This is a genomic window from Sphingobacterium sp. SG20118 (genome assembly GCF_044740685.1).
In the GTDB taxonomy this organism is placed as follows: domain Bacteria; phylum Bacteroidota; class Bacteroidia; order Sphingobacteriales; family Sphingobacteriaceae; genus Sphingobacterium.
This window is the reverse complement of record NZ_CP172826.1, coordinates 3,744,821-3,770,216: the sequence shown is the minus strand read 5'-3', so window position 1 is coordinate 3,770,216 and position 25,396 is coordinate 3,744,821. Positions and strand designations below refer to the sequence as shown.

General features: G+C 36.7%; 22 protein-coding genes and 1 tRNA gene. 15 read left to right on the top strand and 8 right to left on the bottom strand.

Features of this window, described 5'->3' with window-relative positions:
• The first annotated feature begins 142 nt into the window (after positions 1–142).
• The 3 genes from ACFX5U_RS17330 to ACFX5U_RS17320 all read left to right on the top strand — a co-directional run bounded on the left by ACFX5U_RS17330 (position 143) and on the right by ACFX5U_RS17320 (position 3,657).
• On the top strand, positions 143–1,189 hold the full coding sequence (locus tag ACFX5U_RS17330) for a fatty acid desaturase (RefSeq protein ID WP_400261587.1): 1,047 nt from the start codon (positions 143–145) through the stop codon (positions 1,187–1,189).
• A gap of 442 nt (positions 1,190–1,631) precedes the next feature.
• Positions 1,632–2,975, top strand: a complete 1,344-nt coding sequence (locus ACFX5U_RS17325) for an amidohydrolase (protein WP_400261586.1) — start codon at positions 1,632–1,634, stop codon at positions 2,973–2,975.
• 10 nt (positions 2,976–2,985) lie between these two features.
• A complete protein-coding gene (locus ACFX5U_RS17320; RefSeq protein ID WP_400261585.1) occupies positions 2,986–3,657 on the top strand; it encodes an ankyrin repeat domain-containing protein in 672 nt (223 codons plus the stop codon).
• 77 nt (positions 3,658–3,734) lie between these two features.
• Here ACFX5U_RS17320 and ACFX5U_RS17315 read toward each other — a convergent pair whose 3' ends face one another.
• The 6 genes from ACFX5U_RS17315 to ACFX5U_RS17290 form a co-directional block, all read right to left on the bottom strand.
• Entirely contained in the window at positions 3,735–4,562 is an 828-nt protein-coding gene (locus ACFX5U_RS17315; protein WP_400261584.1) for an aminotransferase class IV, read from the bottom strand.
• A gap of 167 nt (positions 4,563–4,729) precedes the next feature.
• Complete coding sequence (locus ACFX5U_RS17310) at positions 4,730–5,323, bottom strand: HD domain-containing protein (protein WP_280565710.1); 594 nt, start codon at positions 5,321–5,323, stop codon at positions 4,730–4,732.
• A gap of 171 nt (positions 5,324–5,494) precedes the next feature.
• Positions 5,495–5,770 carry a hypothetical protein gene (locus tag ACFX5U_RS17305; protein ID WP_038700505.1) on the bottom strand — a complete coding sequence of 92 codons (276 nt, stop codon included), beginning with the start codon at positions 5,768–5,770 and terminating at the stop codon, positions 5,495–5,497.
• The gene (locus ACFX5U_RS17300) at positions 5,764–6,537 is read right to left on the bottom strand and encodes a hypothetical protein (protein WP_400261583.1); all 774 of its coding nucleotides are present in this window, start codon (positions 6,535–6,537) and stop codon (positions 5,764–5,766) included. Before ACFX5U_RS17300 ends, ACFX5U_RS17305 begins: the two co-directional genes overlap by 7 nt.
• 635 nt (positions 6,538–7,172) lie before the next feature.
• Positions 7,173–7,808 (bottom strand): SMP-30/gluconolactonase/LRE family protein, encoded by a 636-nt coding sequence (locus tag ACFX5U_RS17295; protein ID WP_400261582.1) that lies wholly within the window; start codon positions 7,806–7,808, stop codon positions 7,173–7,175.
• Positions 7,798–8,187: a hypothetical protein gene (locus ACFX5U_RS17290; RefSeq protein WP_400261581.1), complete on the bottom strand. Its 390-nt coding sequence runs from the start codon at positions 8,185–8,187 to the stop codon at positions 7,798–7,800. Before ACFX5U_RS17290 ends, ACFX5U_RS17295 begins: the two co-directional genes overlap by 11 nt.
• A gap of 479 nt (positions 8,188–8,666) precedes the next feature.
• Between ACFX5U_RS17290 and ACFX5U_RS17285 the strand changes: the two genes are divergently transcribed.
• The 10 genes from ACFX5U_RS17285 (at position 8,667) to ACFX5U_RS17240 (ending at position 20,783) form a co-directional block, all read left to right on the top strand.
• Entirely contained in the window at positions 8,667–9,512 is an 846-nt protein-coding gene (locus tag ACFX5U_RS17285; protein WP_400261580.1) for a helix-turn-helix domain-containing protein, read from the top strand.
• A gap of 62 nt (positions 9,513–9,574) precedes the next feature.
• Positions 9,575–10,768, top strand: coding sequence for a multidrug effflux MFS transporter (locus ACFX5U_RS17280; RefSeq protein ID WP_400261579.1), 1,194 nt, complete (start codon positions 9,575–9,577; stop codon positions 10,766–10,768).
• Positions 10,769–11,536: 768 nt separating this feature from the next.
• Positions 11,537–12,118, top strand: a complete 582-nt coding sequence (locus ACFX5U_RS17275; protein WP_400261578.1) for an RNA polymerase sigma factor — start codon at positions 11,537–11,539, stop codon at positions 12,116–12,118.
• A 69-nt stretch (positions 12,119–12,187) separates the two neighbouring features.
• Positions 12,188–13,084 carry a FecR family protein gene (locus tag ACFX5U_RS17270; protein ID WP_400261577.1) on the top strand — a complete coding sequence of 299 codons (897 nt, stop codon included), beginning with the start codon at positions 12,188–12,190 and terminating at the stop codon, positions 13,082–13,084.
• Complete coding sequence (locus ACFX5U_RS17265) at positions 13,068–13,409, top strand: FecR domain-containing protein (RefSeq protein ID WP_400261576.1); 342 nt, start codon at positions 13,068–13,070, stop codon at positions 13,407–13,409. The genes ACFX5U_RS17270 and ACFX5U_RS17265 overlap by 17 nt, the downstream gene beginning before the upstream one ends.
• 182 nt (positions 13,410–13,591) lie before the next feature.
• Positions 13,592–16,183: a SusC/RagA family TonB-linked outer membrane protein gene (locus ACFX5U_RS17260; protein WP_400261575.1), complete on the top strand. Its 2,592-nt coding sequence runs from the start codon at positions 13,592–13,594 to the stop codon at positions 16,181–16,183.
• 7 nt (positions 16,184–16,190) lie between these two features.
• Positions 16,191–17,084 (top strand): hypothetical protein, encoded by an 894-nt coding sequence (locus tag ACFX5U_RS17255; RefSeq protein WP_400261574.1) that lies wholly within the window; start codon positions 16,191–16,193, stop codon positions 17,082–17,084.
• A gap of 12 nt (positions 17,085–17,096) precedes the next feature.
• The gene (locus tag ACFX5U_RS17250) at positions 17,097–18,485 is read left to right on the top strand and encodes a RagB/SusD family nutrient uptake outer membrane protein (RefSeq protein ID WP_400261573.1); all 1,389 of its coding nucleotides are present in this window, start codon (positions 17,097–17,099) and stop codon (positions 18,483–18,485) included.
• Complete coding sequence (locus ACFX5U_RS17245) at positions 18,391–19,086, top strand: RagB/SusD family nutrient uptake outer membrane protein (RefSeq protein WP_400263611.1); 696 nt, start codon at positions 18,391–18,393, stop codon at positions 19,084–19,086. The genes ACFX5U_RS17250 and ACFX5U_RS17245 overlap by 95 nt, the downstream gene beginning before the upstream one ends.
• A gap of 245 nt (positions 19,087–19,331) precedes the next feature.
• Positions 19,332–20,783: an FAD-dependent oxidoreductase gene (locus ACFX5U_RS17240; RefSeq protein WP_400261572.1), complete on the top strand. Its 1,452-nt coding sequence runs from the start codon at positions 19,332–19,334 to the stop codon at positions 20,781–20,783.
• A 30-nt stretch (positions 20,784–20,813) separates the two neighbouring features.
• On the opposite strand, the gene ACFX5U_RS17235 is transcribed toward ACFX5U_RS17240, so the two are convergent.
• Together ACFX5U_RS17235 and ACFX5U_RS17230 are read right to left on the bottom strand one after the other, a co-directional pair.
• Positions 20,814–21,470 (bottom strand): HAD family hydrolase, encoded by a 657-nt coding sequence (locus tag ACFX5U_RS17235; protein WP_280565722.1) that lies wholly within the window; start codon positions 21,468–21,470, stop codon positions 20,814–20,816.
• 122 nt (positions 21,471–21,592) lie between these two features.
• Positions 21,593–21,665: transfer RNA gene (locus tag ACFX5U_RS17230), tRNA-Lys, on the bottom strand.
• A gap of 612 nt (positions 21,666–22,277) precedes the next feature.
• Here ACFX5U_RS17230 and ACFX5U_RS17225 point away from each other — a divergent pair.
• Both ACFX5U_RS17225 and ACFX5U_RS17220 read left to right on the top strand, forming a co-directional pair.
• Entirely contained in the window at positions 22,278–23,486 is a 1,209-nt protein-coding gene (locus tag ACFX5U_RS17225) for a TonB-dependent receptor plug domain-containing protein (protein WP_400261571.1), read from the top strand.
• Positions 23,401–25,365 carry a SusC/RagA family TonB-linked outer membrane protein gene (locus ACFX5U_RS17220; RefSeq protein ID WP_400261570.1) on the top strand — a complete coding sequence of 655 codons (1,965 nt, stop codon included), beginning with the start codon at positions 23,401–23,403 and terminating at the stop codon, positions 25,363–25,365. The genes ACFX5U_RS17225 and ACFX5U_RS17220 overlap by 86 nt, the downstream gene beginning before the upstream one ends.
• Positions 25,366–25,396: the final 31 nt, after the last annotated feature.

The following is a 25,396-nucleotide window of genomic DNA, read 5'->3' as shown; positions in this document are numbered from 1 at the left end:
GATCAATATAGTTACTCTTGAGCAGTTAAAATCACGTGGAGTAGAGAATCGACTTATGTCAGTTCTTTGTTTGCTTTTGAGTTAGAATCATATTATTTATCTAATAATGGGTACATTGCAGTGAATTTCAATTTAGACAAGCGTGACGCATCAAGAAAGAACAAGTAAAATCAGAAAAGAGATTGTAGAATCTTATAAAGTATTAAAATCGAAGTATCCGATGTTAAAATATCAGAACGCAATTGGGCTTACGATTTTCCTGTTCTCCATAAGCATTAGCTTATTAATGGGGTACTTGTGGTATATCGATATGGTGCCAACCTGGAGTCTAATTGTTGTGAATGCATTTTTATTTGGAGTGTTGCACGAATTAGAACATGATCTAATACATTATATCTATTTTAAAAGTAATAAGTTTGTTCATAATTTGATGTTATTTTTTATTTGGATATTGAGACCATTGACATTAAACCCATGGTTTAGAAGAACACTACATTTGCATCATCATCGTTTTTCAGGAACCCTGCATGACGTTGAAGAAAGAGGGGTTACTAATGGTGAAAAGTGGAGCCTAAAACGACTTTTATTTACACCAGATTTGGTAATAGGAAATTTACTGCGGGTCAGGGGATTGTTCTCTGATATAAAGCGTGAAGTGGATAATGGAAATTTGAAGTTCGAAACTGCTCATAAAATAAAATTGTGTGGCGTCTTTGGCTTGATCCCACTAACAATCGCTTCTCATATTATATTGTATTTTTTTGGAGCTGATTTGCTACTGGACTTTTTGAATAGAAAATTTGATATTGGTTTTGTTATTCCAGAAATGATTAAATCAATATTAAATTGGTGTAACCCTATTATTTTTATTATCCTACTTCCAAATCTATTACGACAGTTTTGTCTCCATTTTATCACTTCAAATTTACATTATTTTGGAGATGTTGAGCATGGAAATGTGATTGAACAAACACAAATTTTAACAGTTTGGTGGACTTATCCATTTCAGATATTCTGTTTCTTTTTTGGTTGGACGCATGGCATTCATCATTTTGTCGTCAATGAATCTTTCTATGTTAGACACATCGCTAGAAAACAGGCGCACAAGATTATGAAGAAATATGGCGTACGCTTCAATGACCTCGGGACATTTAGAAGGGCAAATCGTTTTAATGAAATAAGCGAGTAGATTCTCTTTTGGGTACTTTTGTACTCATCCTTTATCAACCATGTTCCTTTATTAATGGAGCATATGTGACATTGATTGTTAAAGCCTAAAATCAATATTATCTATGGATTCGACTATTACTAGATTCTCATATAACAATTATTATTAAAATTTTGTGGTTAATACTCCTTATGGGGACCGCTATGTTATAGGAGTAGAAGTTAATAGCATTGAATTGTTTCAGTTTTCTTTAATTTGCTTTTACGCGATAGCCTCATAACTGCTGTTTATTCCGCACATCATTTTTGTCGAACTAAGGAGGTAGGGTAAAGCATTTGGACAAAAAGATGATTTTTCAAGTAATATTAGAGATTTTGAAAGTGCTTCATTAGATTGAATATGTAACTTTGTGAACGACATCTACTTTTAAAACAGAAATGTCATCATATCGAGTATAATAATTATGGAAAAATTAGGTATATCACGCAAAAACTTTCTTAAAAATTCAGCATTAAGTCTAGCAGGACTGACCATAGTACCTGGAATATTGCATGCAGAGACAAGTCAGAACGAAATGAAATATCATAGCGAAGTTCTAAAGTCGACCAAGGTTTATACGTTAAAAAACGTTCTTCTGGAAACTGGTTTTGAGTATGCTGACGACGAAGTTATCGCTACCAAAACCGCGCTTTTTTCTGTCGAAATAGCAGATGGAAAAATAAGCAAGATCAGCAGTAACCAACCAGGGGTTGCAGCAATAGATGCGAAAGGAATGTTAATGCTACCTTCATTTAAGGATATGCACATCCATTTGGATAAAACTTTTTATGGCGATAAATGGCAAGCCATTAAACGAGGTTCAGGTGGTGTAAAGGGGATGATTGCGTTAGAGCAGCAGATATTGCCTGATATGTTGAAAAATGCTACCCATAAGGCAGAAAAGATGATTGAACTGCTACAGTCAAAGGGAACTTCATTTGCTAGGAGTCATGTCAATATCGAACCGACATCTAAGCTAGATTCATTAAAAAATCTTCAAGTAGCGTTAGAAAATAAAAAGAAAGTTTTTGGAGCTGAGCTAGTTGCATTTCCACAACACGGTGTGTTTTATACGGATTCGGCATCTTACTTAAAAGAGGCTGCAAAAATGGATATTGATTTTATAGGTGGTGTAGATCCTTTCACTATTGACGGTGCGATTGAAAGAACAATAGATTTTACCGTGCAATTGGCATTAGATAATGGTAAAGGTATTGATATACATCTACATGAGTCAGGAGATTCAGGATTAGATACGATGGAATATCTAATCAATAAAGTAAACGAAAATCCAAGTCTAAAAGGGAAAACGTATCTCAGCCATTGTTTTGTACTAGCAAGGCTGGATAAAGCAAAGCAGGAAGAAATATCTGAAAAATTAGCAAATGCTCAAATAGGTATTGTTTCAACTATACCGTTTGGTGGGCTCATCATGCCAATTCCTACACTGATGAAATATGGCGTTGAAGTAATGACCGGAAATGATAGTATTGTTGACCATTGGAACACATTCGGTACGGGGAGCGTGTTACAGAAAGCTAATCTTGCGGCACAATTGTATGGTTATTCTTCAGAATTTGGTTTATCTAGAATGTTAAAACTAGCTACGGCAGGTATCTTACCTTTGGATGATAAAGGGGTGCAACAATGGCCAAAGGTAGGAGATGATGCAGATTTGGTTTTTATAGAGGCAAGTTGTTCTGCCGAGGCTGTTTCTCGGATATCTCAGGTTAAGTCTTTGGTATATAAGGGTAATGTTGTGTTTTAAATACTATTGTATGAAAATTATCTTTTTTTTATTGACGTTTATGGTGTCTATTACCTCCTGTCGTGCTGCACCATCAAACTCCCTTAAATCTGGAGAAATGACTGATATGGATATTCTAAAATTAGTACAAGAAGATGCTATTCAAAGCGTTGCAGCAGCTTTAGAAGATAAGGCTAATGTGAATGCCGTTGACGATACGAATCGTTCTTTATTATTGATTTCGACTGTTAATAAACAAACTGAAATGGCCAAGTTGTTGGTGAAATTTGGAGCTGATGTAAATCAGCAATCTGACAATTATGATAGTCCTTTTTTGTATGCTGGAGCAAGTGGACAAACTGAATTGGTACAATTATATTTGGATAATGGTGCACGCTTCGATATTTTCAATCGTTATAATGGGTCGGCATTGATTCCAGCCTGCGAACGAGGGCATGTAGAAACGGTCAGGCTATTGGTAAATACCAAAGGCTATCCAATCGATCATGTTAACCGTTTAGGGTGGACCGGCTTGATGGAAGCAATAGTATTAGGAGATGGCAGTGAAAAATACCAACAAATTGTTCAGATCTTAAAAGATGCAGGTGCCAAAATGGATATCCCAGATCATGACGGGGTAACGCCCTTACAGCATGCGCAATCAAGGGGCTATGGAAAAATTATCAGCATCATAAAATCATAGAATTCTGTTACAAAAATATGCAATTTGTGTACAATATATTCAGTAAGTGCTATCATATTTTCCTAATCATTTACGTGCTATTTATTGTAAATTAAATTTTGCAAGAGATGTTGCAATTGTTTTGTAATCGGACCCGCCTGTAATCCAAAATCCTTAAAACCAACTAATGATATGACTGGAGTAATATTTTTAGTAGTAGAGCTTATGAAAGCTTCGGCGGCATCCGCTACATCCCTTAGGCTGATGTCCCGGACTTCGATATCCAATATTTTGTTCGCCGTTTCAAGAATTTTCTTACGTGTAATACCAGGTAATACATCGTCCGCTGCGGTTAGTAACTTCCCCTCCGAGCTTATCAAAAAGAAGTTGGCACGTGGACATTCTGAAATTAAACCATTCTGTACATACAATATATCGTCAGCACCGTGTCTCTTGGCCTCTTTCAATGCTTGAATTCCCATGACATAATCAATGGATTTAACTTGGCTGAATGGACGATGGTACTCGAAAGGGAGCAGCTTTAAGCCCCGTTCTTCCAAAGTGATATTGCGTTTCAGCGGTTGTTGGCTAATGATTAAATTAGGTTCAGCAATGCTATAGCCATCAGTACTGTAACCACCTGTTAACAATAATTTAATGCCAGAGTCTGGTATTCTGTTAGCTTGCATCAAATTGTTGATGAATTGTTTAATTTCCTCTCTTGAATAGTTGACGGGGAGATCCATTAAATATGCCGATTGATAAAAGCGATCTAGGTTATCTTCTAAAAAGATCGGAAGACCTTGGACAGTTTTGAAAAAATCAAATATACCATATCCACGAACGATAGCGAGATCATTGATGGACAGTCGGGCTTCGTGTTCAGGAATCAGTTTTCCGTTGAAAATTACATAGAAAATTTGCATCGTCTTTTTGTGTTGATGGTATAGAGGGGACAAATCTATACAATGCGCTATAAAAAAACAACTTTATGCAGTTGACTCGTTTCGATACGTATTCTAATAGGGTCGCTATCGAAACTTACTTTGATAAAAATATGAAATAGTTCATGCAGTAAACCTAATTTTGCGATTCAATCTTTCTTCAAAATACCCTGATCTACACTCTCATTGATTAGTTTTTCAGCATACTTCCATATTGATCTAGATCCCGCATCAATGACTTTCTTTTTTTCGTATACTTTGCTATAGCTGACACCAAATTCATTCCATGTCCCACCGCTATTTGACGTGTTTTGTAAGAGCGGTTCTAGGCGATCCATTGCTTTTGCAAACTTAGCTTCTGGCGTTAATCCAGCCTCAAATTCTTCCCAGATGTCAATGAATTCCTGCGATTGTTTCTTCGGTAATAAACCAAAAATACGATTAGCGGCTAATCTCTCTTCGTCAGTATTAGCGTGGTTTTTTTTGGTGTCGTAAATAAATGTATCTCCGGCATCGATCTCGACAATATCATGTATGAGAACCATTTTTATCACTTTTAAAATATCTATAGATTCATTTGAGTGCTCCGCTAAAACCATCGCCATGAGTGCCAAATGCCAACTGTGTTCAGCATCGTTTTCTTTTCGATCGCTATTGAACAACTTGGTTTTCCTTTGGATATACTTGACTTTGTCAATTTCTTTTATGAAATCAATTTGTTTGAGTAAATTTTTGAAATCCATTTGTAATCAATTATAAAATGTTTTACAAAGATAAACTTCGACATACCAATTTCCTCATTGTTCTCGTATTTCCCTTAATTTAGGGTGGTGGAGCAGTTTTAATGCTATAAATGAAAACCTCTCCATCAGCAATGGAGAGGTTTTCTAATTGTGTATTGACAGCTCTTATTACTAGTGATTTAATGTTTCATAAAGATTATTGATCAATGACCGAATCTGAGAAATATTCTGATCGGAGAAGGAAAACTCGTCAGAGAACCTATTTGCTCCTTTTAAAAATTCCTTTAATTCCTCTTTATGTTGTAGATTACTTTGGTCTATGAACTTGTTTTTGTATTTGTTCAAATAGTTCAGGTATCTCGAAATAGATGTATCTATTAAAGATTCTTTTTCAATCAACCGCAACAGTTGTAAGTAATCATTTTTAATTTTCTCAGAATTTACCATAGTAATGCTGTTTGTATCACTAATTTTTTAAACGCTTCGTCCCTAACAACTGGTGGGAGAAACAGTTGCACATCTCCCCCAGGTAAGTGAGGGTTGATTACCCCCATCGCGATAGGTTGTCTTGCTGTTATACCTTGCCACACTTTCAACGTTAGTTCTTTTGGAACCTCATATTCGTAGCACTTGCTAAAATCATTCCAAGCCGGCTGAACAGCAGTTCCGCCGATTACAGCTCCAATAGAGCTAGGTTTTTCTCTTGTCCAATATCCGCCCGCTGGATTACCACCAGTGACACGATAAATCTTTGTTCCGGCAGGTAATACCGTTGCAGCAGCATCAACAAAGTTTGCCGCTTCTATAGCAGGTAAATCTAAATCTGGATTATTCCAATCAGGATTTGTTATGCCCGATGATAAACCATTTGATTTGTAATCAAATTTAGCAATTCCAGGAATATTATCCCAATCTTCAATGAATACCCGTTGGTGATAAATGCTGATAGCAGATTCTAGATTAGTCATTAAGCCCGACTTATCGTTTGATTTGGAAAAAGCATCTTTGAGTTTGGTTGAATTTAAACCCTTGTCTATCCAATTATTCAATTTGGCTTTTGTACCTGTACCAAGTGATGACTCTAAATCATCCATCCAAATGGTCGAATTTTCAATTACTTCATTAATTGAATCATCATCTGAGGAACAGTTAACGACAAGTTGACTGGAAAAAATCAACAGGATTAACATCATCTTTTGTGTAAATCTAGTCATGGGAGGTTATTGTTTTTAGGTATATGATAAAATATAATTGATAAAATGTTCTCGATTATAATATAAATCGTTTATTTTGAAAACAAGTTTTATTCTATTAATGAACTTGATTTGTATAAATGGTTTAAAATAGTCTTACTATTATCTAAAACAAATCTATATAATTATTAATTATATTTCAAATTAAATATTGTCTTTGCCTGCTCAAGTCGTCCATTCAATGATTTTTTTTCTTTCCTCAACCAAAGAGGTACTTTTAGCTACAATATTTTTGATGAATAGGAGTAGGGTTTTTAGGCGTGTGTTGTTAATTGTATTGTCACTTGAGCGGATTTAAAGATGGTTATGCTGTATATAATTCATTTTATAAGGGCATATAATCCATATTTATGATTCGGTAAAGACGAGCTGCAGCTATTGTGGATTTGAAAAATATAGCTGTTCTCGAATCGGTAAGAATGACTATTCTTACCAAGAGCAATTGCTGTGTAGATTCAGGTAGGTATATGGTAGTTAGATGATATTCTTATATTACATGCAGATAAGCTCCCTCTTAAATGGTAGGCAACTATTAAGAGGGAGCTTGTCGATGACTGGTATGATGTAAATATAGGAAAAGGCCTATTTTTTTCGGCTTATATTTTTTGAAGTGGAACACGTAATAGTTTATCTGAAGCAGTTATATATAAATATCCATCTCCTCCAAAGCTGCAGTTTGCAGTAGCAATACCAAGTTTAATTCTACCCAGTAATTCCCCATCACTATTTAAGATGATAATTCCGTTTCCAGCGGCAGCAAATATATATCCATCTGAATGCACTTTAATACCATCCGCAGCCATCGGTTCAGAAGGAAATTTTAATCTAAAATCTACAAAAACCCGACCCTTTCCAATATCCAGTTTATTATTTAAAGGATACTCCATAATAAAAGGGTATTTATGATCACTAATGGCGACATACAACCTATCTTGTTTTGTCGACAGTGCAATACCATTTGGTCTCGTTAAGTCTGTAATGATTTGTGTGGTTTTTCCTGAACGATCCAGTCTGTAAACGCCATTAGCAGTAATTTCTCTATTCAAAGTATCACGTTCTCTATTTGGGAGTCCATATGGAGGATCAGTGAAAAAATAATCCCCACGTTGATGTTGACAAATATCATTAGGTGAACTAAACCGCAATTGATTCCAGTGAGTACTTAAGGGGGTGAATTTTTTAGTATTGAGATCAATTTCGACAATTTGTCTGTTACCATGATCACATGCCACTATATTTCCTTTTTGATTGATCAATAATCCATTTGTGCCTGGTTTCTTCACTGTAGATATCAGCACCTTGATATCCTGCGGGTTCTAAAAACTTCTCTAGACCATTCTTTGAAGACCATTTATATATGGTATTGAGTCTCGTGTCGCTAAACAATAAATAGTCTCCTTGATGGTTCCAAACCGGCCCTTCTGTCCATTCGAGACCAGCGGCCAGCAATTCGATTTTTGTGGATGGGTCTATTATTTTCTTGAGGTCGGGGTGAAATATTTCGATTTTAGCTCCATCAAAGGGTTTCGAACTGGCTTGCCCTAGCACAATTGATGGGAATAGGATAATCAACAGGAGTATCACAACTTGTATATTTTTATATATTTTCATTATTTTAAGTTTTGAAATTTAATTTTTAGATATGCTTTTGAATAATTAATGATTATGATGAAATTTTTAATTTCATTATCAAGATACATCACAATGAATATTCGCGTAATTGACAGATTTTTAGGTATATGTAAAGATATGAATATTTATGATTTACCATAATTTTTTACACGTCTTTGTGATTTTTATAAAGGTAATTATAGCGTATGGTAAATCGGAAAGGAATCAATTAGAGCAAGATGATATTCCAAAAATTGTATGAATATCATTGAAGTTTATTTTAAATAGAACAGGATATAGGTAATCTGGATTGTCAAGAATAAAACAAGTTATAATGATATATGGACAAACATTTGGGTCAATACTGTAAAAGTACATGAGCTGGTGAGCAGTAAAATTATAGGATACTATTGTTGATATTTAGTATTTTTGCAATTAAAATTTACTTGTTTTAAATAGCTTACTAAGGTCCAGTATTTATGAAATCGAGAAAGCAAGTCATCCAGATACAACAACAGGATAAAGATATTCCAATCGAATTTTTTAGAATTGAAAATAGTTTAGAATTGTTTGATTTTAAACAGCACTATCAATACAATTTTTATCAAATCTATTGGTTTACCGGTGCTTCTGGAGAAGAACATCAAATTGATTTCGCGACCTATCAAATAGAGCCCAATCAGATTTGGATTATTTATCCAGGACAAGTACATTATTTTGATCCCATTGCTGTTTCTGGGTATTATTTAGCGATAGACATGGATTACTTTCATCGCGTTTTGTTTAATGAAGCCAAGCAAAAAGCGTTTACAGGACATAATCACCTGAAATTTGATGTAACTCTTCCAATGCAGAAGCTCTTCGAACATTTACATCTCTTGATTGAAATGGAGTTTCACTCACTAAAACGGGCAGCCGTATTAGAAAAATATTTACAATTGTATATTCTTCATCTACAAGATTTACCTGTAGTGCAGCAAAGTCATGTTACTATTGACGCGCGTATTCATAAACTTTTAGAGTTGATTGAACGACACTACATCACGCAGCGGAAAAATGAGTTTTACGCGGATAAAGTGGCACTCTCTACTAAGCGGATGAACGAAATACTCCTCCTTTCTATCGGAAAAAGTTTAAAGCAACAACTGCAAGATCGATTACTGCTTGAAGCTAAAAGGCTCGTAGGCCATAGCACCGAAAATATTCAGGATATAGCGCATAAACTGTGTTTCTCTGAGGTCTCCTATTTCAATCGTTTTTTTAAGAAATTAACCCTACAGACCCCACTAAATTTTAGAGAACAGGTGAAGAAAGTCCAAGGATAAGTCGCATTAGCATAAGTTTTGAACTAAATTCACAATTACCTTTGTAATCACAAAAAAGAAACATGGGTAACTTAAAAAAAAATCAACTCGTAGTCGTGCTCATTTTAGCACTTTTGTCTGCTTTAGAGCCCTTTAGTATCGACTTGTATTTGCCAGGATTTTTAAAAATTGCACAGTATTATCAAACAGATTTGAAAGCCGTTCAATTTTCTATATCTACGTTTTTAGCTGGTTTTGCTGCTGGTCAACTATTTTGGGGAATTATGTCAGATCGTTATGGAAGGAAATGGCCGACGATTATATCCTTACTTCTATTTATTGTAGCAACTATTGCGTGTATATACTCCGTTACTATCGAACAGTTCTGGATTGCTAGGTTTTTCCAGGCGTTTGCCGGCTGTGCAGGAGTTGTGATCGCAAGAGCCATTGTAAACGAATATTTTGACAAGGCAGAGACTATGCATATCTTTTCCCTATTAGCTATTATAGCAGGTGTAGCCCCTATTATTGGACCGGTTGCCGGAAATTTTTTGGTCTCACATTTCGATTGGCAATCAACTTTTATTACGCTATTGGTTTTAGGCGTATTTAGCTTGTTTTCTGTTATCCTATTCCTACCTGAAACTAGAGTTAAAACGATTGGAAAACAAGGAAACTTATTGCAGGAGTTTAAGAGCGTACTTAAAGTCAGAACGTTTGTGAAATACACCTTAATTGGTAGCTTGACTTATAGTATATTGATGATTTATTTAGCGAATGCACCATATTTGATTATGGAATATGGAAACCTCACTTCACAATATTTCAGTTATATATTTGCTTTTAATGCCATAGGGTTAGTAATCGGAGCCTGGTTATCTAATTCGGTATTATCACGCTGGTTATCTGTACGCCAAATCATTAAAAGTACAATACTAATAGGATTGATACTTAGCGTGGTTTTTCTGGGACTATGTATTGCTAAACAACCAATTATAGTGCTATTGATTCCATTATTCTTTTTGATTCTGACTTTGGGGATTTTATTCCCAACAACGACTAAATTAGCCTTAGAACCGTTTCATGAGAACAGTGGTTCTGCATCCGCTTTATTAGGCTCTTTACAGTTGGTCGTTACCTTTTGTATCTCCGCTATCACCAACATCATCCCTACCGATTTATTACTATTGACGGGGCTAGCACTGTTTGTTTGCCATGTGCTTTATGTATGTTGTTATTTGATTTTAGAATCCAAAATTATTAAGCATGACCAATAGACTATTTTAAACGACTATCCGTATTGAGAAGCATCCCTTTAAAATAAAACATTATTTTAAAGGGATGCTTCTCAATACGTTTTAAGCTAGAAACGTATATTTTTTGTTACAAATATGATTTAATTACATTCGATATAATCGTTTTTTTTATCAGATTTTCACTAAAATTCTTTGCGTTACGGGTAATTTATTTAGTGAAATCATCAGCGAAATTTACATCGAAAATACTGCGAAACCAAAAATTTTTTTATTGATTGTGTCTTTTATAATTTGATTGTAATAGAAAATATGAAAAAATAGAAATGAAATATTGTGTTTGTTGACAGTAGAACACCTGTTCAATTTATAGTTCAGATATTCACCAATATTAGATGGTTAAACACCCATTTAGACTGTTTGGAAATAAGGAAATATCCATTTAGCAAAACCTTCAAATCTATAGCAAAATTTGAAACGAAATATTATTTTAAACTATTCTTCTCCAAATGCTTAGTTGCATATGGAACAAGTGTGTAGCTAGAAAATCATGTCTAGTGTGACTTATTAAGACCTTCCATGAATTTACCTTCTATTTAAAAGTGGTAATGTTTATCAGATTTGGAAACTGATTGATTTTCTAATAGTTTAAAACAGCGATCCTTAAGTATGACATAATGATATGTTTTTGTATTATCTTAGAAAACAATACCAATTTAATCCACCTACATAAACAGGGTTAACTGGAGTCAGGATGTTGGTTTGAAAAATGTTTTTAAAGATTGAGTCAGAATGGAAATTGATGCATTATGGTACATTGAACTTAAAAATGGAAATGAGAACGGTTTAAATAGATTCATGAAGTTGTACCTAAAGCCATTATCATTTTTCGCTTATAATATTGTACAATCAAAAGAATTAACAGAAGAACTGGTGGTTGATGCTTTTTTGAAGGTTTGGAATTATCGGGAAAAATTTCAATCTGATCAACATGCCGTTCGCTTTCTATACCAGGTGACAAAAAATGCTTGTTTAAATGCAGTGGAGAAAAATAAACACGTTCCACCGTTTGATTATGAATTGGATAATCTGTTGATTTACGATGATACGGATATACAACAGCAAATCATATACGACGAGTTTTTACAACAGGTAGAGAAAGAGCTTGCTAAGTTGTCAGAGCAACAAAGGAATATTTTTAGAATGAGTTGTATGCAGGGATATTCTACTCAAGAAATCTGTCTCTTACTGGAGACCACTCCTCAGGTTGTATTTAATGCCAAATCTAAGTCTATTAAGCATCTACGTAATGTATTAGATAAACCAAATAATTGGTTTGGAGTTATTTTATTCTCCTGTTATTTAGGTAATTAGGTTTAAAGGTGAAATTTTTGATTAGGTTTTACCTCCCTAACTGTATATACTGTTAATAGCCGTGTAATTATGAACAACCTAAATTATATTTCAAAATTAATTAAGAAATATTTTCAAGAAAGATTGAACGAGGATGAAGCGCTCGATTTAAATGTTTGGTTAGACGAAGATGTTAGAAATCAACATTTTTTAAATGCTTTAGGGCAGTCGAAAATATTGATGGATGATTTAGACCGTTTCCAAAATTTAGAAAAAGATTGGATGAATGGGGAAAAGGAGCAAGAGCTGATGACACGAGTAGCGGATGGCATTCAATCTAGAAGTAGTCGAAGAACATATAAAAAAACGATTTTATATTGGGCGGCGAGCATCATACTTACAATATCTGTGACTGCTATGATTTTTTATTTACAATACAACCATGTTCAATATAGTACTGTTACGTTTAGCGAGATGACGGATGTTGCAGCTGGAACAACCAAGGCACAAATCATTTTGCCTGATGGTCGTATTATTGTTTTAAATGATAATTCTGAGGGTATACATTTAGGAGACAGTGCGCTATACGGAATGGCCCTCGAGCTCGGAGAGGACTATCTTGATGAATCGACAAAAATGGTACTCGAAGTGCCTTTAAAAAGCAGTTATCAAGTTGTGCTTTCTGATGGTACAAAAGTCTTTTTAAATTCAGGGTCCAGATTAACCTATCCCATCGGTTTTGATTCAGATAGACGTATCGTTGAACTTGAAGGGGAGGCATTTTTTGAAGTTGTGGGAGCTGAAATTTCGAATAGTAAACATAAAAATGGCATGCAAAGACTACCATTCATCGTCAAGTCTGCAAATCAAACCATCGAAGTTTTGGGCACTAAGTTTAATGTTTCCGCTTATGCTGATCAAAAGTATACTAAAACAGCTCTGTTAGAAGGAAAAGTTGCTGTCAGTATGAATGGTTTCCAGACTTGAAAAGCAATTTTTATTACCAGGGCAGCAAAGTACCAGTGATGGTGTTCAGATGAAGATACAAACTGTGGATTTAGAACAGATCTCAGCATGGAAAAGAGGTCAGTTTTATTTTGATGGCACCGATTCCAAAGATGTATTAGAACAATTGAGACGTTGGTATGGCATTGAAATCGAATATCCCGATCATTATTCACCAATACCATTTTATGGCATCATAGATCGAACTAAAAGTTTAAAATCTGTCTTGTACATGCTGGAGAAAAGTGGGCTGAAATTTAGCATTCTCAGCAATGGAAATCATATAAAATTGCTAATTGAAGAATAGTGAAGATAATAGGTTCTGATCAAGAAAGGAGGTTCTATAAAAGCAAGATATACTTATTGATATTAATAAAAACTGATTGGTGGTGGGACATCAATCATCCTAAATGATGAATATAAATTACCGATAAGGAGGTGGAAATCCTTCATGAAACAAATTAAATAACCAATTTAACATTTTAAAATATGTTTTTTAAACCAATTGTAAGGTGGCTAGATAGTCGCTTTGCTTTCCGATTATTCATTACGATGAAGCTAATAGCACTTTTACTGATTACTTCTATTTTTCAGGTTATTGCAAGCGTGAAAGCCCAAACCATTCAACTTAACGTGAAAGGGGAATCTCTGAAAAACGTGATGAGAACAATACAAAAACAAAAAGGAGTATCTTTCTTGTTTAAAGGAGATGCTATAGCCAATATGCCCATTACGGCGACCATACATGATTCTTCTCTACCTGAAACGATGAATACAATTCTTCAGGGTAAAAATTTAGTTTGGGAATTGATGGACAATACAGTTGTCATTCATGTTGCCCCCACTAAAGAACAAACAATATTACGGGAGAATTTAAGCAATCAGAAAACAACGACGGGTCAGGTAAAAGATGAAGATGGAAAACCTTTACCAGGAGCTACGATTATTATAAAAGGAACCACCAATTCTACTTCTACCGATGGATCAGGTAATTTTCAATTATCAAATGTATCCACCGATGCGACCTTAATTATTTCATCGGTAGGTTATGTAACCAAAGAAATTCAAGTTTCTGGCAAAACCAACCTCTTGGTTCAATTAGCATCTTCCAATTATGGTATGGATGAAGTTATTGTCGTAGGATATGGTAAACAAAAGAAAGCAAATTTAACAGGCGCTGTTTCTACAGTATCATCAAAAGAATTAGAATCTAGACCGGTGCAAAATGTAGGACAGGCGCTCCAAGGTTTGGTACCGGGTCTGAATTTGCAGACATCTGGATTAGGCGGAGAATTGAATCAAAACTTAAGTGTCAATATTCGCGGTGGTGGAACAATCGGCGTAGGCTCTTCCGCTTCTACTTTAGTGCTCATTGACGGGATGGAAGGAGATCTCAATGCCATTAATCCCAATGATATCGAGAGTATTTCTGTTTTAAAAGACGCAGCTTCCTCAGCCATCTATGGATCGCGCGCACCTTTCGGTGTGATTTTGATCACAACCAAATCTGGTAAATCGGGCAAGGCGGTCGTTAATTATAACAATAATATACGACTAAGCAAACCTATGGGACTCCCGACCATGTTGGATTCAAAAACATTTGCTTACTATTATAATGAGGCTGCAGCCAATGATGGTGAAGGAGCTAAGTTTTCGCAAGACGTACTTGATCGCATCGATGCCTATCAAAAAGGAACCATTAATACGGTCAGTGTACCTAATGCAAGTGGTGATTGGGGATATTATACAGGATCCAACGCCAATACCAATTGGTTTGATGAGTTTTATCGTAAGTTCTCTACTTCACATGAGCATAGCCTTAGTATCAATGGAGGGAGTGAAAAGATAAAATATTTCACCTCTGGTAACTATATGGATCAAAGTGGTTTGAATCGTTATTCAGATGATAAATTCAAACGTTATACTTTTGCAAATAAATTGAACTTTATAGTCAATGACCATGTCGAGTTAACGACCAATACCCGATTTGTTAGAGAAGATTATGGTAAAGCGGCACATATGAACGATCTCTACTACCATAATATTGCAAGACGATGGCCTACTGTACCGGTAAAAGATGACAATGGCTATTATTCGGAACCTTCAGAGATCAGTCAATTATTAAATGGTGGACGGTCTAATGAGGTGAAAGATCTCCTTTATCAACAAGTGCAATTGCTCATAAAACCAACAAAAGATTGGAATATTAATGCGAATGTAAATTACCGCATTCGTAACACAAACTCCCATAGTGAATTATTGAAGGCCTATGCCTATAAAGCGGATGGTGAGCCATTTCCGCTAGCAGTAGGTTATAATTCCGCAGGTAATACTGCAGTCACTGAGGTAGGTGTAAAAGAAGAATACTTTAGCACGAATATCTTTACAGATTATAGTTTAACGATAGCAGATGACCATCAATTTAAATTCTTGGTAGGTTTCAACTCCGAGCTGGAAAAAAACCGTTCATTAAGAGGTAGTATGACCGATTTAATATCTGATGATATCCCAACGCTCAATACCGCTACTAAAAACCCACTGACATCAGGAGCATACCAACATTGGGCCACTGCTGGTTTTTTTGGTCGTATCAATTATAGTTATCGTGATCGATATTTAGTTGAGGTCAATGGACGTTATGACGGATCTTCACGTTTTCCTACCGAATTGAGGTGGAATCTGTTTCCTTCCGTATCGATGGGATGGAACGTCGCAAATGAAAGTTTTTGGAAATGGAAAGATCAAATATCAGCCTTTAAATTAAGGGGGTCTTACGGCGAACTTGGGAATCAATATACCAATAATTGGTATCCATTTTATGAGCTTATGCCGGTATCAACCAATAATGGAAGCTGGTTATTAAATGGACAAAAAACCAATACTGCTAATTCTCCTGGTTTGATTTCCTCAAACCTTACTTGGGAACGCGTCTCCAGTTGGAATGTGGGACTAGATGTGCAGGCATTAAGGAATAGATTGGGTATCACTTTAGAGGTTTTCAAAAGGAACACTTTTAACATGATAGGCCCTGCACCCACTTTACCGGCTATTTTAGGTACGGCAGTTTCCAAGAGTAAATAACTCTGAAATGTATTCAAAGGGTTTTGAAATCGAGCTATCTTGGAAAGACCGTATCGGAGAATTTGACTATAGCGTACGTGGGGTTTTATCAGATGATCATCAAGTGGTCACTAAATATCCAAATGAATACGGTGATTTGGCGCAATGGTACAGCGGAAGGGCAAGTAATCAAATCTGGGGTTATACAACTTTAGGTATAGCACAAAGTCAGGGAGAAATGGATGCGCATTTAGCCCATACCAAACAAACATTTGCCTCACAGTGGCAAGCAGGTGATATTATGTATGCCGATCTGAACGGTGATGGTAAAGTGGATAATGGAGCAAATACACTTCAAGATCATGGGGATTTAAGCATAATAGGTAATAGTTCTCCACGTTACCGCTTTAGCTTAGACTTAAGCATGGCATATAAAGGTTTTGACGCTCGTGTTTTCTTACAAGGTATAGGAAAAAGAGATTATATGCCCAATGGTGCATATTTTTGGGGTGCTACCGGTGGTATGTGGCAGTCAGCAGGTTTTGAGGAGAATATGGATTTCTACAGAGATGAAAACTCTACGATGGTTCAAAATGGTATCTTGGATTTAAATAAAGGGGCCTATTTACCTAGACCTTATTTCAATACCACTAAAAACCAAAATATACAAACACGCTATATTCAAAATGCGGCATATATGCGTTTAAAAAATGCACAGATCGGTTATACTTTTAGTCAGGAAGCATTGAAGAAAATAGGTGTATCCAAACTCAGGGTTTACTTGTCAGGAGAAAATTTATTGACTTTTTCAAAGATGTCAAAAGTGTTTGATCCAGAAACTGTAGGCTTAGGGGGTTGGAACGATGGAAAGACATACCCATTCTCCACGGTTTATTCTTTCGGCTTAAATGTCAATTTCTAAGAACATCAATTTATGAAACATATAAAATATACAATAGGATTAGTAGGGTTATCCATAGGAAGTATCTTTTTGGGAGCTTGTAATAAATATTTAGATCGCGCTCCATTAGCCGATGTCACACCCAAGGAGTACCTAAATACTGAAGCAGATCTGGCCACCTATACCGTGACACGGTATAATTTCCCTTCACATGCAGGTTGGGGTATGGGAACATTCGTGCTAGATAATCACACTGACAATCAGGTAGCAAGTGGTTACAGCACCATATGGGTACCAGGAGAGTTTAAAGTTTCTGCAACAGGCGGAGATTACGATTTTACACGTATCCGCCATATTAATTACTTTTTAGAAATGGTACTTCCAAAATGGAAATCCAATAAGTTAACCGGTAACCTTCCTAATATTGAACACTATATTGGTGAAGCCTATTTTTTGAGAGCATTTGAATATTTCAGTAAGCTACAGAATCTAGGTGATTTCCCGATTGTCAAAAATACATTGATTGACAATATGGGCCAATTGACAGCGGCATCGGTGAGAAATCCTCGAAATGAAGTAGCCCGATTTATTTTAGCGGATTTGGATTCTGCCATTAATTTGCTCAATGTCTCTCCACCCAATGGTAAAAATCGTATCTCTAAAGATGTAGCGCTTTTGTTTAAATCGAGAGTTGGACTATATGAGGGAAGCTGGTTGAAGTACCATGGCAATACTGCACGAGTACCCGGAGGCCCAGGATGGCCAGGAGCACAATCGCACCCCAATTTCAGTATCAATCTGGCCGAAGAAATCAACTTTTTCTTATCCGAATCTATGGCTGCGGCAGAACAAGTTGCAGATAAAGTTGAATTAGTTGCCAATATCAAGGATGATGGCCAAAATTCGTCTAACAATCCATATTACAACATGTTTTCGGATGTCGATATGTCTAACTATTCAGAGGTATTGATGTGGAGATCCTACTCGTTTTCATTGGGCGTTACACATAATGTGAATCATTATATGAACCAAAACGGTGGAAACTCGGGTTATACCAAAGGCTTAGTGGAATCCTTTACCATGGCCAATGGACTTCCTATATATGCTAATGGATCAGGTTATCTAGGTGATGACGATTTTAAAAACATCAAAGCAGGCCGAGATAATAGATTGCAGATTTTTATGAAAGCACCTGGAGAATTACGCGTAAAAGATAAAATGAATACCGATGGCACACCAATTTTGGAGTCAAATCCAGCTATTTTGGATATTGCAGAAACCAGATATGTTACAGGTTATGCACTTAAAAAAGGTATGAGTTACTTAGCTGCACAACTTCCGGGATCAGCGGGCTCTACAGGTTTCCATTACATTTCGAGCTACAGAAGCTTATTTAAATTATTTAGAAGCAAGTTATCTTAAAAATAATTTTATCGATGCTAAAGCTTCAGCATATTGGCAAAAAATCCGCAATCGAGCAGGTGTCAATCAAGACTTTATGCATACGGTTAATAATACTGATATGAATGAAGAAGCCAAAGATGATTTTGGAGCTTATAGTTCAGGTACTTTACTTTCCGATAAGATTCTGTTCAATATTCGTCGAGAACGCAGATTAGAATTGGTTGCCGAAGGTTTCCGCTACCAAGATCTAAAGAGATGGCGCGCACTTGATCAGTTAAAATCGTCGCCTTACATCGTCGAAGGTTTCAAACTATGGAGCGATATGGAACATTGGTATGTCAATACTTCAGGTGTTTCCACGCTAGTCGAACCCAATACGCCAGGGAAAACGGCCAATGTATCAGCTAAATCAGAAAGCTTATACCTACGCCCCTATCGTATCAATAACTCGGCGAATAACTTAGTATTGAATGGTTACAAGTGGGCCAATGCACACTACTTAAATCCCATTGCAGTCCAACATTTTACGATTACATCGACAGATGGTTCAGCTTCAAGCTCAACCCTTTACCAAAATCCAGGTTGGCCTATAACGGCCAACGAAGGAGCAATAGATTAATAACAATTACAAGGGCAATGTTAACATTGCCCTTGTTTTTTTACAGACAATTTTTAGTGGTAAACCAAGAGTCCTCCCCATTATTTATCTTATTTTTGCTTCAATATCACAAGCTACAGTATGCTGAAAAGTATAAACTTATATGCATTAAATAGTAATCGTTAACTTCGTGGTCAGTATTATCTTATTGCGGATCATATGGTTAAGTATTTCTTAAAATAGAGACGAAAAGTTAAAAAATAGGAGTGGAAAAAAAAGAAGGAGCAAGGTGGTGTATCTGCCAGGAATGTCAAGGGCGCGGTAAGAAAAGTCGGAAAATTAGCAAGAAAGTACGGCTAAGCTATCAAGAAGCATGTAATCAATATGAAAAAACAAATGGCGAAGGAATAGCTCCAGTTCGCCCAAAGGGACACCTATATACATGCCTCAACTGCAGCGGAACTGGTTTGATACAATCTGCAAGCCACCCGATTGCAGACAACGAAAATTTTCCACACGTGGCTATTATTGGAGGCGGTATTGGAGGAGTAGCTTTAGCAGTGGCCTGTTTACATCGCGGTATCCCGTTTACCCTCTATGAGCGCGACAGCGATTTCAATGCCAGGTCGCAGGGTTACGGGCTGACTTTACAGCAAGCAAGTAAAGCGATTGCGGGATTGGGCATTTTTTCGTTAGAAGAAGGGGTGATATCAACAAAGCATGTTGTTCATACGACAGAAGGAAAAGTGATTGGTGAATGGGGAATGCGAAAGTGGATACCCTCGGATGTAGAAACGTCTGCTAAACGCTCCAATATCCATATTTCTCGACAATCTCTGCGCTTAGCGCTTCTAAAGCAGCTCGGTGATCATCATGTGGTACAATGGGGACATCAGTTAGTAGATTTTAAGGATTCTGAAGACGAGGGGGTTGGGCTAAGTTTTCAAGTGGATGGGGAGATAAAGAATGTTAGAGCAGACCTTGTGGTTGGAGCAGATGGTATTCGAAGTTCAGTGCGAAGGTTGCTGATTGGTGAGGATATTACACCCTTACGTTATCTAGGCTGTATGGTGATATTAGGTATTTGTCCTTTGGCAGCGCTTGGAGATCTTAAAAGTTCTTTGCTTGACTCAGCTACGGTATTTCAAACTGCAAACGGCAACGAACGAATCTATATCATGCCATATACATCAGATTCGGTGATGTGGCAATTAAGTTTTCCAATCCCAGAAGACGAAGCCAAACTCTTAAGTGCTAAAGGACCTCAAGCACTCAAAGAAGAAGCGTGCCTTAGGACACCGTGGCACGATCCAATTCCTCAGATTTTAGCAGCTACCTTGGAAGCTCAAGTTTCGGGATACCCGGTGTATGACCGAGAATTGCTCGACGCAGAATTGTTAAAGAAAGGTGGGAAAGTAACACTGATTGGCGATGCTGCCCATCCTATGAGTCCATTCAAAGGACAAGGAGCGAATCAGGCGTTGCTAGATGCACTCGAATTGGCTCGGGATATCTCAAGAGGATGTCGGTCATCCCACTGGAAAAAAGCGGGATTGAGGCAAAGTGTATTAATAGAATATGAATCAGAAATGATAGCTCGCAGTACCTCCAAGGTAAAAGATTCAGCAGATGCTGCAAAATTTCTACATTCTGAAATTGTACTCCTTGAGGGCGATGAACCTAGGGGAAGATGTGTAAAGAAAAATCCCTCGGAATAGTAGCTCGGGTTATAGCGATATCAATTATGATTATAAAGACGATTTCAAAATATCCAAGAGTTGTCGGGGTTCATCAATAATATAATCTGCTCCATGTCTTGTTAACTCTTCTTCATCCCGAAAGCCCCATGACACACCGATTGCACATACTCCTGCATTTTTAGCAGTATCCATATCCACAGAAGAGTCACCTACATAACAACAATCAGCAGGTTGTATGTTTAATCTATTGAGCGTGTCGAATACAATATGTGCATCTGGTTTAGCAGGATGCCCCGCTCGATGCCCTAAGATTAGATCAAATGAAATCTCAGGAAAATACTTTTCTACCAATGGAATAACAGCCTCATGATATTTATTGGAAGCAATCGAAATCAGATAACCAGATGATTTAAGTGTCTGTAATAAATGCATGATGCCAGCATATGGTTGCGTACAATTATCAGCCTTCTCTTCATATCGTTCCTTGAATGCGACAAGTAGACGTGTTATGGTATCGTCTGTTCTTGCATTTACAGGTAATGCTCGTTCGATAAGAGTTCGAACTCCATTACCAACAAATTTTTTGTAAGATTGAAGAGGGTGAATTGGATAGCCATATTCCTCAAGTATCCTATTGCAGCTATCGCCCAAATCTTGAAGTGTGTCTAACAATGTTCCGTCTAAATCAAATATGATAAGCTTCATGTGCTAAATCTAACAAAAACAATGGTGATTTGATTATTCCCTTGAGAAATTTATAATAGGTATTGGTATTTACGGTCAATAGGTATTAAAATAGGCTTCTCTATATAGAGAAGCCTATTCAGTGACCTCGGAGGGGTTCGAACCCTCGACCCATTGATTAAGAGTCAATTGCTCTACCAGCTGAGCTACAAAGTCATTCAGTATAATCAAATGTAAGTTAGATTTTTATAAAATCAAATATTATGGTCAGGTTTTTTTTAATTTTTATGATGGTGCGATCCTGTTCTTATTGATAAGGCTTTTCATACTCATTAATTCGTCATGCCATTAACTTTAATTTCCCTTTTCCTTCTTATAGTTTAAGGGTTAATGGCATGCATCAAAATACTAAATCTTATGGGTTTCAACTATATGCAGTTGATTTTAAAATGTCTGTTTTCCAATGGATGGAATTACCTTTTAAGATGTTTAGGTATCGCCCAGTATTTTTTAAATAGTCCATTGATATAACAAACGAAGATTATTTTTTTAAATACAGGGTGATCAGAATTTGTTGAACAACTGGAATCAATTCTGTTATTTCAGTTTAAATTATGAGATAAGAAAATAGCGATTAATCGTGTACTAAATCGAATTTTCTAATCGGATGAGGTTTATTGACAAGGTAAATACTGGACACGATCATCTAAATTGTAAAATAAATGTTTGATTCAAAAGGATTAAAGAGCTGTTCATACTTTCTTAACATAGGATTAATGTTCGGGTAATTGGGGTTTTCTACTTTCGCCGAAACACTTTCAGTAACATATGAACAAATTACTAATACTACCACTCATGCTTGGCATTACTTCCCAAGGGCAAGCATTCTCCGTAAAAAGGCCTTTCCCGTCTACAATCGGAAGCATGGTTTTTCAGAATCAGATTAATGGAACCGTTTTATCGCCAAATGGGCAGGCTATTTCTGGTGTAACAATCAAAAACATTCAATCTGGTAAAACTGTGGTGACGGATTCTAACGGTAAATTCCAGCTCTCATCGAATCAAGGGGAGACATTGCGTTTTAGTTTTATAGGCTATAAGACCTTAGAGCAACTGGTTGTTGGTAATAGTATACAGATTACACTAGAAGAGGATGCAAGCCAACTCGAAGAGGTTGTTGTTGTTGGTTATGGTACACAGCGAAAAAGTACAGTTTCGGGTTCTGTTTCTTCGACCAATCTTGAGGGCGTTTCTAGTCGTTCGGTTACAGGAATAGGTGAGTTGCTCCAAGGAAAAACCCCAGGTGTAACAGTCACCAATGAAGGTGGTGATCCCACTTCGGCAGCACGAGTAAATATCAGAGGACTTGGTGGTATTAATGGTGAGCAACCATTATATGTTGTAGATGGAACAATCTTTCATGGTGTACCACAGATAAATCCAAATGATATCAAGGAAATCAGTGTTTTGAAAGATGCTGCTGCCGCTATTTATGGCGCTCGTGCGTCAGGTGGTGTGATTTTGATCACGACAAAAGGAGGACGGTCAGGCGAATTGAAAATTGAAGCCGAAGCTAAATTTGGGATACAGAAGGCGCACAATATGTTGCAATCGCTTAATGCTGTAGATCGCGCCATGGTTTCTAATTTGGCGGCAGATAATGCAGGTGTTAAACGCGATCCCGCTTTTGATGCAAGTCTTTATCCCGATGGGCAGATTACCAGAACTAATTGGATGAATGAAATATTTCGTACCGCAAAAACTCAGGATTACAATGTGTCAGCGAGTGCAGGAAATGAGAAGTCTTCATTCTATACTGCTTTTAATTATCGTGATGCAGAGGGAGTGTTAATCAATACCTATGGGAAACGGTATAATTTTCGTCTGAATTCGCAAACCCAGATTACCCCTTGGATGAAGTTAGGTGAAAATATAGCTTATAGTTTCACAAATGGACAGGGAGCAAATACCAGTTTCTGGATATACAGGTGCTATTCTATCGGCGCTGCACTATCCGCAAAATGTTCCAGTTTATGATACTAATGGTAAATTTTCGGGTCTTCCCGAAAAATATGGTCCTGGTAGTTATGGTGATGTCATCAACCCTGTTGCATACTTAAGTAGATTGGATGTGGACAATCCTGTACATAATCTACTGATTAATCCCTATGTAGAAATGAAATTATTGCCGGGATTAAAATTCAAATCCAATTTTGCCTATACTAAGCAGTTTACCGATTACAAGGAATTTACTTCAAAAGTGCCAGAGATTGGAAAACCAGTGATGTCAAACTCTTTGACGCAACAGACGATAAGATTTACAGATATCTTGGCAGAGCAGACATTGACCTATGAAAAGGATATTAATAAACATCATTTCGATGGCTTATTAGGTTATATGTATCAAGAAAAACAGACAAAATATACGTATGTCACTGGAGAAAATTTTGATGATGAATCTGCGGGATATCGTTTTATGGTAAATGCAGGTAATATTAGACCCATTTTAGATGGATTAAATAAGCAAGCATTGATTTCATATCTATTTCGGGCTAATTATAATTATGATGGCCGCTATATGCTTTCATTGATTGGTAGACGAGACGGTTCATCGCTGGTTGCTTCTCAGAATCATTTTCAGAATTATGGCGCCATATCTGGGGCATGGGCACTCCATCGCGAATCTTTTCTTTCAGATTCCCAAGTAATCAGCACGTTAAAATTGAGAGGTAGTTATGGAATACTTGGCAATTTGGGCTCGTTAGAACCAACAGATGTATATCCATTATTGTCACGTGTAGAAGGTTGGTTTGGCAATCAACCATCCCTTTTGCCAGGATATGCCGAGGAAGTGATGGCCAACCCTGATCTAACCTGGGCAGAATCAAAACAAACCAATATTGGTATTGATCTGGGAATGTTGAACAATCGTTTAACAGTGAATGCAGACTACTTTGTCAAGAATACAGATAATATGATTATGAATATCACGCTACCGAGTACCACTGGTGTGAAGACAAAAACGGTCAATGGAGGTTTGGTGAAAGACAGCGGTATCGAACTTGCGCTTAGCTATAGTAGTAAATCCAATGCAGCTTTTCAATACGATGTAAGCGCTTCGATTAATAAGATCAATAATAAGGTTGAGCATTTGGCTGCAGGACTTCCAAATCAATTTTTGTCAAATAACTACAGAGGTATTCTTCGTCCGATTATGGTGCAACCCGGACAACCACTTTATTCATATTATGGCTTAGAGACAGCAGGACTTTTTAGATCTCAGGAAGATGCCGAGCTGTACAAAAATACCAATGGACAAAAAATACAGCCAGATGCACAAGCTGGAGATATGAAATTTGTAGATCAAAATGGTGATGGAGCTATCAATGATCAAGATCGCGTGTTTTTGGGTAGTGCCTATCCTGATTTCAATTATGGGCTTACCTTTAATGCCAGCTATAAGAACTTTGATTTCAATATCTTTTTCCAAGGTGTGCAAGGCAATAAGCTATTCAATGCATTAAAATATACAGGATTGAATGCAGCATCAGGTCAACCCTATAATATGTTTGAAGATATCAAGAATGCCTATTCGCCAACAAATACCAATTCAGATATTCCACGCGTATCCGTAACTGATCCAAATGGTAATTTCTCTAAGGTATCTGATTTCTATGTGGAAGACGGTTCTTACCTACGTTTGAAAAATCTAATTGTTGGGTATACGCTGCCCATGGAGTGGACAAAGAAATATCAAGTTCAAAAATTAAGAGTATATGCCTCGGCAAGTAACCTTTTTACGTGGACAAAATATACGGGTATGGATCCTGAGATTGGTATGGATAGCTATGGTATGGACTCAGGTCGCTATCCACAGGCACGTACATTCATGATCGGAGCATCTGTATCCTTCTAGTCCCGATCAATATAAAGAACACGGTCATGAA